General features: G+C 74.0%; 1 protein-coding gene. It reads right to left on the reverse strand.

The window, feature by feature from the left end:
- On the reverse strand, positions 1-319 hold a 319-nt coding region (locus tag HKX41_10915), incomplete at both ends, for a hybrid sensor histidine kinase/response regulator (protein NNC24641.1).

The raw sequence follows: 319 nt of genomic DNA on the forward strand, positions 1-319 counted from the left end.
CCCGGGGCGGAATCGGGCGCCCCGGGCTCGCGCCGGCGCAGTTCTTCCAGGCGGTTGCGCAGGCGCGTCAGCGGCGCGCGCAGGTCGTGGGAGACGCTGTAGGCGAATGCCTCCAGCTCCTGGTTGGCTTGGCTCAGCTCGCGCGTGCGCAGCGCCACGCGCGCCTCCAGGGTGCGGTTGAGCGCGTGCACGCGCGCTTCCGCGCGCAGGCGTTCGGTCACGTCCTCGACCTGGACCAGGCCGGTGATGTCCTGGCCGACCTTGCCCGGCACCGGCGAATAGGTCAGCTGCACCTGCCGCGCCACGCCGTGCTGGCGCA

This window comes from Salifodinibacter halophilus, assembly GCA_012999515.1.
Lineage (GTDB): Bacteria > Pseudomonadota > Gammaproteobacteria > Nevskiales > Salinisphaeraceae > Salifodinibacter > Salifodinibacter halophilus.